Genomic DNA, 9955 nt, shown 5'->3' on the forward strand with positions numbered 1-9955 from the left:
CGACTTTGCCGACAACTTTCCAGGAGAGGGCCGACTGTTCCCGGCAAGCGCTTCAACTCTATATTCGATTCCCCTGATCCTAGCTAGCAACACCACCCATGCCACCCATGGGTAAGGCCTCCCATTGGGCCGAGAAAAGTGTGGCTTGCCAACTTGTATCCCAAGGAATACGATCCAACATGATCGACTTCGAACGATCTCGTGCGTTTGCCGATTGGCTCGACTCACTGAGAGACATCATCGGTAAAGCTCGCATTATCGCCAGGCTCCGAGCTGCCGAACACGGTAATTTTGGTGATTGCGAATCCGTAGGCGAAGCTGTTTATGAAATGCGTGTTCATTACGGCCCCGGCTACAGGATGTATTTCACTCGTCGAGGGGCAGTGGTTTACCTGCTGCTGGTGGGCGGTGACAAGTCGACTCAAAAACGAGATATCAAACGCGCTCTTCAAATGGCGCAAAACATCGGTAATGAGGAGTAAGTCATGGCCGAACAATTCACCCGATTCGACGCCGCCGAATTTCTCAAAACACCAGAAGAAATGGCCGCTTACCTGGACGCCTGTTTTGAAGAAGATGCAGGTGACGGAGTTCTCATACGTGCCGCACTCAATGACATAGCTCGTGCAAAAGGCATGACACAGATTGCCCGTGATGCCGGGCTGGGTCGCGAGAGTCTCTACAAAGCATTGGGCAGCACTGGTAACCCGGAATTCGCGACTATCATGAAAGTGATGAAAGCATTAGGCCTGCGGCTGCATGCCAGCGCTCTCTGATTGCACTGCGACACCACACCGCACGCGGCCTTTTTACTTATCGCCCCTGATCAGGCTAAATAGCCGCGCCTGATTGCTCACTCAACCGGATCTGCCCTCATGTCCCGACAACGGCTCGCATTTGCCTGGATCGCCTGCTTTGCAGTGCTGTTCAACATGCTCGCCATGCCGATGTCCGGAGCGATGGCGCAGACGGCGAAATCGCCTGCTGAGCAATTGTTGTGGGGCAGTTTCTGTTCTTCCAACGGCACGAAGCTGGTGGCGATTTCCCTGGGCGATGTCGAGCAAAAAGCTCCGCAGAGCGATGATCATTCCAACATGCAGCATTGCTGGTGCTGCTCGGGCTCCGCTCCATTGGTGGCGTTGCCGGGGCATGTTCCGCAATTGTATTTCGCGCGTTTCGAGGCCAATCGAAGCCTGCCGCCTGCCTCACTCGATACGCCGACACCGCGCCAGCAATGGCCGAGCCTCAACCCCCGCGCGTCCCCTCTGGTGTGATTCCTTCTCGCAATTGACCTGCGTTTTGAATCGTTCTGGAGAACTGCCATGTTAAACAAACTCATCGTTCTGGCTGCATTGCTGCTGCCTGCCTGTTTTGCCAATGCTCACGAATACAAGGCTGGCGAGCTTGAGATCGCCCATCCGTGGTCGCAGGAGTTACCGCCCAACGCGCCGACCGTCGCGGCGTATTTCGTGATTCACAACAGCGGCAAGACCGCCGACCGACTGCTAAGCGTCGACTCGCCAATTTCAGGAAAGGCCGAGTTGCACGAGCACGTGAAGCAAAACGATTTGATGAAAATGCAGCAAGTCCCCAGCGTCGAAATACCGGCTGGCGGCGAAGCCACTTTCGCCCCGATGGCCTATCACGTAATGCTACTGGAGCTGAAAGACCGCAGCCTGTTGAGCGACGGCAAGCGCTTCCCGCTGACGATGCATTTCGAGAAGGCCGGTGATGTGACGGTCGATGTCGCGGTGCAGAAAAAAGCGCCTGAAGGCATGCAAGAGCACATGCACGCCCATTAATCGCCCACGTTGAAAACGCCCATGCGTAGGCCGTCCGTGTCCCGCCGTCAGTCATTGAGTCTGACGCGCGGCAGCTGGATCAGCCTGTTCGCCATGCTGATGATTTTTATCGGTCCGCTGATTTCTCAGTCGATGCCGATGGATTCGCGCGCGGCGATGTCCATGAGCATGTCGATGGACATGCCCATGGATATGTCGGCCATGGATATGTCGGCCATGGAGCATGGCGCGCAATCCGCCGCCGAGCACTGTCCACCCAAAGCCGATCATCACGCGCTCTGGGAAAAATGCGGCTATTGCAGCCTGCTGTTCAATTGCCCGGCGCTGACGGGCGGCGGCACCTTCGTCGCCTTCAACATCCCGCCCCTCAACACCTTCACCACACCCTCCCCCCGTCTGGGTCACGCCCGGCAAACCTTCTTCCCCGGTGCCCGCACCCGCGCTCCGCCCATCGTCGCGTAAACACCCACCTCCGATCTCACACGGTCCGCAAGACAGCCAAAGCAACCTGTGGGAGCGGGCTTGCTCGCGAAGAGGGAGTGTCAGTCAACGTTGATGTCGTCTGACACACCGCTTTCGCGAGCAAGCCCGCTCCCACAGGACTGTGTCGACTGCCAGCCGTGTCGTTTACGACTGTTCGATGGAAATTGTCATGTCCAGGTTTTCTGCTGACACACGTTTGGGGGCTGCCCAGGCTCCTTTTGCCCTGAACGAATCCCGCGTTCGTTTCAGGCAGGTCACCGCCGTCCTTTGCGGCCTACTGCTGACACCAATGGTGCTGGCCGATGAACACGCCGACCACACTGAAGAACTGAGCCCGACGGTGATCACCGCCATTGCGCCGAGTTCGCCACTGACCATCGTCACCAACCCCAAAGACCCGCGCCAACCGGTGCCGGCCAGCGACGGTGGCGATTATCTGAAGACCATCCCCGGCTTCGCGCTGGTGCGCAACGGCGGTACCAACGGCGATCCGGTGCTGCGCGGCATGTTCGGCTCGCGACTGAATATCCTCACCAACGGCAGCATGATGCTCGGTGCCTGCCCCGGCCGCATGGACGCGCCAACCTCGTACATCTCACCGGAAACCTACGACAAGCTCACCGTCATCAAAGGCCCGCAAACCGTGCTCTGGGGCCCCGGCGCATCGGCCGGCACCGTCCTGTTCGACCGTGAGCCGGAAAGCTTCGGCGAACTCGGCACCCGGGTGAACGCCAGCGTGCTGGCCGGTTCCAACGGCCGTTTCGACAAAGTGGTGGACGCTGCTGCGGGCGGGCCGCTGGGTTACGTGCGAGTGATCGGCAACACCGCGCATTCCGACGATTACAAGGACGGCAACAACGACACCGTGCCCTCGCGCTATGACAAGTGGAACGGCGACGTCGCTGTCGGCTGGACCCCGAGCGCCGATACGCTGCTGGAACTGACCGCCGGCAAGGGCGATGGCGAAGCCCGTTACGCCGGGCGCGGCATGGACGGTTCGCAGTTCTTGCGCGAAAGCCTGGGCCTGCGCTTCGAGCAGTCGAACATCGGTGAGGTGCTGGATAAGGTCGAGGCACAGGTCTACTACAACTACGCCGACCACGTGATGGACAACTACACCCTGCGCACGCCGTCCGGCACCGGGATGATGGCCGGCCCCATGGCCTCCAACGTCGACCGCCGAACCCTCGGCGCGCGAATCAAAGCCACCTGGCGCTGGGCCGATGTGCAACTGATCAGTGGCCTGGATGCGCAAACCAACGAACACCGCCAACGCAGCGCCATGGGCGTTGACACCTATAAGGATGTGCCACGCAACAAGGACGCCGACTTCCACAACTACGGCGTGTTCAGCGAGCTGACCTGGTACGCCGCCGACCGTGATCGGTTGATCTCCGGGGCACGACTGGATCGCGCGTCGGCCAAGGATTATCGGCAGACCCTCGGCTCCGGGATGATGGCCCGCCCGAACCCGACGGCCGACGACACCCGCGCCGATACATTGCCGAGCGGTTTCGTCCGTTACGAACATGACCTGGCTGACAGCCCGACCACGCTGTATGCGGGCCTCGGTCACTCCCAACGTTTCCCGGATTACTGGGAGCTGTTTTCGCCCAAGTCCGGCCCCGCCGGTTCGGTGAATGCCTTCGACTCGATCAAACCGGAAAAAACCACCCAGCTCGACTTCGGCCTGCAATACAAGACCGAAGACCTCGAAGCCTGGGCCTCGGGTTACGTCGGGCAGGTGCGCGACTACATCCTGTTCAACTACACGCCGGGGATGATGGGCACGACTTCGCAAGCCGAGAACATCGACGCGCGAATCATGGGCGGTGAACTCGGTGCGGCCTACAAGCTGACGGCCAACTGGAAAGCCGACGCGACCCTGGCCTACGCCTGGGGCAAGAACAGCAGCGACGGCAGTGCCCTGCCGCAGATGCCACCGCTGGATGCACGTTTCGGCCTGACCTACAGCGAAGACAACTGGAGCGCCGGGGCGTTATGGCGGGTGGTCGCGGCGCAGAACCGCATCGACCAGAACAAGGGCAATGTGGTTGGCAAAGACTTCGACACGAGCTCTGGGTTCGGCGTGTTCTCGCTTAACGGCGCGTATCGGATCAACAAGAACTGGAAAGTCAGCAGCGGCGTCGACAATTTGTTCGGCAAGGCCTACGCCGAACACTTGAACCTGGCTGGCAACGCCGGTTTCGGCTTCCCGGCCAATGACCCGCAAGCCATCAACGAACCGGGGCGCACGCTCTGGACCAAGGTGGATATGAGTTTCTAAAAGCATCGCGAGCAGGCTCAACACCGGCCATGTGGGAGCGGGCTTGCTCGCGAAAGCGTTGTGTCAGGCGACATCAATGTCGGCTGTGCCGCCGTCTTCGCGAGCAAGCCCGCTCCCACAGGGGGTCCAGTGTTCAACTGTCTGCGATCAATTACCAAACAACTAAAAGACCCAAGCCTAGCGGAGCACACAAATGCAACAGCCCAAACCGAATTTCTACAACCTGGCCTGGCGCTGGCATTTCTATGCCGGCCTGTTCGTCGCGCCATTCATGGTGATGCTGGCCCTGACCGGCATCATCTACCTGTTCAAACCGCAACTCGATCCACTGATGTACGGCAGCCTGCTGAACGTCCCGGCCGCTCATCACACAGTCGCCGCCGATGACCTGCTCAAGCGGGTGAAAGAGGCGTACCCACAAGGCCGGATCAAACAGTACCTGCCGCCGGTCAACGCCGAACGCAGTGCGCAATTTGTGGTGATCAATGAAGGTCATGAACTGAACGTGTTCATCGATCCGTACCACGGCGACATCCTTGGCGAGCAAGACGCCAAGAAGAATCTGCAAGCAGTCGCGCGCTCGATTCACGGCGAGTTGATGATCGGCACCGCCGGTGATCGACTGGTGGAACTGGCCGCCGGTTGGGGCGTCGTGCTGGTGGTTTCCGGAGTATTTTTGTGGTGGCCGCGCGGCCAGTGCGCGGGGATTCTCTGGCCACGCTTGAACAGTCGTGGCCGAGTGCTCTGGCGTGACCTGCACGCGATGACCGGGTTCTGGGGCGCGGCATTGCTGCTGGTGATGCTGCTCAGCGGCATGACCTGGACCGGGTTCTGGGGCAAGCAATACGCCGACCTCTGGAACCGCTTCCCGGTAGCCATGTGGAATGACGTGCCGAAGTCCGACATCGAGGCCCGCAGCCTCAACAGCGCCACGCGTCAGACTGTGCCGTGGGCCATGGAAAACACGCCGATGCCGATGTCCGGCGACCACGCAGAACACATGGCTCACGCCGGCCCGCAAGCCGGTCCGGCGGCACCGACTATCAGCCTGCAAGACGTGCAAAACATCGCCGTACAACGCAAGGTCGAGCCCGGCTACAGCATCACCTTCCCCACCACGGCCACCGGCGTATTCACCATTGCGGTGTTCGCCGACGACCCACGCAACGACGCCACTCTGCATATCGACCAGTACACCGGCGACGTCCTCGCCGACGTGCGCTGGCAGCATTACAGCAACGTCGCCCGGGCGACGGAAGTCGGCGTGATGCTGCACGAAGGCAAGATGTTCGGCCCGTTCAATCAGATCATCGTGCTGCTGATCTGCCTGATGATTTTGCTCAGCGCCGTCAGCGGCGTGGTGATCTGGTGGAAGCGCCGGCCACAGGGCAAGTTCGGTGTACCGCCGTTGCGTCACGACCTGCCGAAATGGAAAACCGCGATGGTTATCATGTTCGGGCTGGCGGTGATGTTTCCGTTGGTGGGGGCTTCGCTGGTGGTGGTGTGGGTATTGGATCGGGTGCTGCTTTCTCGCCTGAATGGTCTGGCTGAAACCGGCCCGGCGGCTTGACTCAGAATGTGCGGGGGCAGGCCTGAGTCAGCCCTTCATCATTGGCAGCTATCGACCTTCAGTTCACCATCGCAGTTATGCAGGCGTTGCACGCTGAGACGATCAAGGTCGGGATAATCGCCTGGTGAACCACCCCCGCGATGGTTCCGGCAGATGACCCTGATCCGGCAGAGTCCTTGCGGTACAGAGACGGCTATTGGAGGCGTCTCCGGGAACGACGCCGTCTTTCGAGCCTTGCAACTGTCATGGGCATCGCTTTGCTCCCAGGCAGAGGAGCAGGATTGCTCCTCTGCCTGAGCGTAGCCGCATTGCATGCCGACAATAATCACTACCGAAACCAGCAGCGATATGAGCCTGACCATGGATGCAGTCCTTTGCCATCTGGATATATATGTCACGGTAACGTTTGTTAGTGAGATTGCCTACTGTCATAACTGACAGTTGTTTATGCGTTTTTTGCGATTAGAAAGATGTCCGCATATGCAATCTGGACCCGCCTCATCTTCATCATGAAACAGACGAGATGCGCAGATTAGAGGGATCTGTAGACTTCGGGCGCTTATCTTTCGGCCGCGCAAAGCCAATATAATGAGGGCCAGCAGTGGATCCTCAGGCGAGCCACGATCGTTTTCTGTCATCGCTGACTACATGTTTTAAGCATCGGGCCCCTTCGCGGGCAAGCCTCGCTCCTACAGGGTTTATGTCGTACGCAATATTTGTGATCGACATCAACCCTGTAGGAGCGAGGCTTGCCCGCGAAGGCGTCATCAGCAACACCAAAAACCCCAAGAGAACTGCATGACCTCGCTGAACCTCACAAACCTCGCCTGGACACCCCTGGGCCACGGCCATTGCCATCACCAGTTCCAGCTGCGTGACGCGTCCTTGCATGTGGCCGCCGGTGAGTTCGTCGGGTTGATCGGCCCTAATGGCAGCGGCAAAACCAGCCTGTTGCGGTGCGCCTATCGTTTCAGCAAACCGCAAAGCGGCGAGGTCAAACTCGACCACCACAACGTCTGGAAGCAGTCCTCACGCTGGTGTGCGCAACGCATCGCCGTGGTGTTGCAGGAATTCCCCGACGCCTTCGGCCTGACCGTCGAAGAAGTCGTCGCCATGGGCCGCACACCACACAAAGGCCTGTTTGATGGCGACACCCTTGAGGACCGAAAACTCACGACCCACGCCCTCGAATCGGTCGGCCTCAAAGGCTTCGAAGACCACGCCTTCGCCACCCTTTCCGGCGGTGAAAAACAGCGCGTAATCCTCGCCCGCGCCCTGGCCCAGCAGCCGCAATTGCTGATCCTCGACGAGCCGACCAATCACCTTGACCCGCGCTATCAACTGGAGCTGCTGCAACTGGTCAAACGCCTGCGGATCGGCACACTGGCGAGCATTCACGATCTCAATCTGGCGGCAGCTTTCTGCGATCGGCTGTACGTGATCAATCACGGTCGCATCGTGGCCAGCGGTCCCCCCAAAGAAGTCCTGACCGCACAACTGCTGCATAACGTGTTCGGCGTCGATGCCCTGATCGATGACCACCCCTTGCACGGCTACCCACGAATCACCTGGATAACCCGACCATGACTTTGCGTTCCCTGCTTTGCGTCGTTCTGTTGCTGGGCAGTGCCCAAGCCTTCGCCGAGGTTACGAAATACCCGCTGACTGTCCAGAGCTGCAACCGCGAAGTCACCTTCAAGGCAGCGCCGAAACACGCGGTCAGCCATGACATCAACATGACCCAGATGATGCTCGCCCTCGGTCTCAAACCAAGGATGGCCGGGTATAGCGGCGTGACGGGCTGGAAGTCGGTGACGCCCGAGATGCAGACCCTCCTCGACGGCTTGCCGGAGCTGGCGGCCAAGTACCCGTCGGTGGAAACCCTGCTCAACGCCAACGTCGATTTCTTCTTCGCCGGTTGGGATTACGGTATGCGCGTTGGCGGTGATCTCACGCCGCAAACCCTGCAACCGCTGGGCATCAACGTCTACGAACTCACCGAGTCCTGCGCCTTCGTGATGAAGCGCCCGCCCGCGAGCCTGGAAGACACCTACAACGACCTGCGCAACCTCGGGAAAATTTTCGACGTGCAGGACCGCGCCAACACCGTGATCGCCCAGATGCAGGCGCAAGTGGCCCAGGTGCGCAGGAATCAGCCGACGGACAAACCTCGGGTATTTCTCTACGACAGCGGTGAGGACCGGGCCATGACTTCCGGTCGTCTCGGCATGCCGCAGGCGCTGATCGATGCCGCCGGTGGGCGCAACATTCTCGACGACGTCGAGGCGAGCTGGACGCGAGTGAATTGGGAGAACGTGGTCGAGCGCAATCCGCAGGTGATCGTGATCGTCGACTACGGCGAAGTCACCGCCAAGCAGAAAGAGCAATTCCTGCTGAACAACCAGGCCCTGCAATCGGTGGATGCGATCAAGAATCAGCGCTTCATCGTCATTCCGTACGTGCAGGCCACGCCTGGAATCGACAACGTACTGGCGGTCGAAACCCTGGCCAAGGGTTTCCACGGCGAATGATCGATCGTCGCTATGCCTTGTTGCTGATGGCCCTCGGCGCGTTGTTGCTGGTGTCATGCGTAGTGTCGTTGGGCTTCGGCCCGGCGCGGGTGCCGGTGGAGGGGGTGTGGCGAATATTGCTGCACAAGATTTTTGGTTTCGGTGTTGCGAACTGGACTGCCGGCCAGGAACACATCGTCTGGCTGATCCGCGTTCCGCGCATGTTGCTCGGCGCACTGGTGGGCGCCGGTCTGGCGTTGATTGGCGCGGTGCTGCAAGCGGTGACGCGCAATCCGCTGGCTGATCCGCACCTGCTCGGCGTGACCTCCGGCGCGACCCTCGGCGCGGTGATTGTGGTGCTGCATGTCGGTGAAATCGTCGGGTTGCTGACCTTGCCAATTGCCGCGTTTATCGGCGCGTTGTTGAGCATGTTGATTGTGCTGATGATCGCCAATCGCAGTGGGCGGCTGGACAGTGATCGGCTGCTGTTGTGCGGCGTGGCGGTGTCGTTCGTGATGATGGCGATTGCCAATCTGCTGTTGTTTCTTGGGGATCATCGCGCCAGTTCAGCAGTGATGTTCTGGATGCTTGGCGGGCTCGGGTTGGCGCGCTGGGAATTGCTCGCGGTGCCGGCGGCGAGTGTGTTGCTTGGGTTGGTGTTGTTGCTGGGTATGGCTCGTCCGTTGAATGCGTTGATGGCGGGTGAGCAGACTGCGGTGACCCTCGGTCTGAATGCTCGCATCGTGCGGTTGCGGGTGTTTTTGATTGCGTCGTTGATGACTGGGGTGTTGGTGTCGATCAGTGGGTCTATCGGGTTTGTCGGGTTGATGGTGCCGCACATTGCGCGGCGGTTGGTCGGGGCTGAACACCGGCGACTGCTGCCGGTGTGCGTGTTGCTGGGCAGCCTGTTCCTCGTCTGGATCGATGTGGCCGCACGCACCCTGATCGCCCCGGAAGACTTGCCCATCGGCGTCGCCACTGCGGCGATTGGCGGGTTGTTCTTCATCGGCCTGATGCGCCGTCGGTGACACACCCCGTTCAAAACTGTGGGAGCGGGCTTGCTCGCGAAGGCGGCGGCACATTCAACATCACGGTGGCTGACACACCGCTTTCGCGAGCAAGCCCGCTCCCACAAGGATTATCGTCGTCCACAAATTCCGCGCACGACACACATCTACTAATGAAATGGCTACCCCCGTCCCCCTGCGATTGCCCACTAAGCTTTCGCAGGGGGCCTATCGGAGACCGTTGCCATGAAAGTAGCTATTGCCGCCATCGACCTGGGAAAACACACCTTTCATCT

General features: G+C 59.9%; 10 protein-coding genes. All 10 read left to right on the plus strand.

Going from position 1 to position 9955, the window contains the following annotated elements:
• Window positions 1-179 precede the first annotated feature (179 nt).
• Complete coding sequence (locus tag MEB48_RS25915; RefSeq protein WP_123718993.1) at window positions 180-482, plus strand: type II toxin-antitoxin system RelE/ParE family toxin; 303 nt, start codon at window positions 180-182, stop codon at window positions 480-482.
• A gap of 3 nt (window positions 483-485) precedes the next feature.
• Window positions 486-776 (plus strand): addiction module antidote protein, encoded by a 291-nt coding sequence (locus MEB48_RS25920; protein ID WP_074873403.1) that lies wholly within the window; start codon window positions 486-488, stop codon window positions 774-776.
• Between the two features lie 99 nt (window positions 777-875).
• Window positions 876-1274, plus strand: coding sequence for a DUF2946 domain-containing protein (locus tag MEB48_RS25925; RefSeq protein WP_237886637.1), 399 nt, complete (start codon window positions 876-878; stop codon window positions 1272-1274).
• 48 nt (window positions 1275-1322) lie between these two features.
• Entirely contained in the window at window positions 1323-1802 is a 480-nt protein-coding gene (locus tag MEB48_RS25930; protein WP_237886638.1) for a copper chaperone PCu(A)C, read from the plus strand.
• Between the two features lie 21 nt (window positions 1803-1823).
• A complete protein-coding gene (locus MEB48_RS25935; protein WP_237886639.1) occupies window positions 1824-2264 on the plus strand; it encodes a DUF2946 domain-containing protein in 441 nt (146 codons plus the stop codon).
• A 190-nt stretch (window positions 2265-2454) separates the two neighbouring features.
• Entirely contained in the window at window positions 2455-4572 is a 2118-nt protein-coding gene (locus MEB48_RS25945; RefSeq protein WP_442969123.1) for a TonB-dependent copper receptor, read from the plus strand.
• Window positions 4573-4765: 193 nt separating this feature from the next.
• Window positions 4766-6142 carry a PepSY-associated TM helix domain-containing protein gene (locus tag MEB48_RS25950; RefSeq protein ID WP_237886640.1) on the plus strand — a complete coding sequence of 459 codons (1377 nt, stop codon included), beginning with the start codon at window positions 4766-4768 and terminating at the stop codon, window positions 6140-6142.
• 798 nt (window positions 6143-6940) lie between these two features.
• Window positions 6941-7729 (plus strand): ABC transporter ATP-binding protein, encoded by a 789-nt coding sequence (locus MEB48_RS25955; RefSeq protein WP_237886641.1) that lies wholly within the window; start codon window positions 6941-6943, stop codon window positions 7727-7729.
• Complete coding sequence (locus tag MEB48_RS25960) at window positions 7726-8673, plus strand: ABC transporter substrate-binding protein (protein WP_237886642.1); 948 nt, start codon at window positions 7726-7728, stop codon at window positions 8671-8673. The genes MEB48_RS25955 and MEB48_RS25960 overlap by 4 nt, the downstream gene beginning before the upstream one ends.
• Complete coding sequence (locus tag MEB48_RS25965; RefSeq protein WP_237886643.1) at window positions 8670-9680, plus strand: FecCD family ABC transporter permease; 1011 nt, start codon at window positions 8670-8672, stop codon at window positions 9678-9680. The genes MEB48_RS25960 and MEB48_RS25965 overlap by 4 nt, the downstream gene beginning before the upstream one ends.
• The last annotated feature ends 275 nt before the right edge of the window (window positions 9681-9955 follow it).

Origin of the sequence: Pseudomonas sp. PGPR40, from assembly GCF_022014505.1 — a bacterium.
GTDB lineage: Bacteria > Pseudomonadota > Gammaproteobacteria > Pseudomonadales > Pseudomonadaceae > Aquipseudomonas.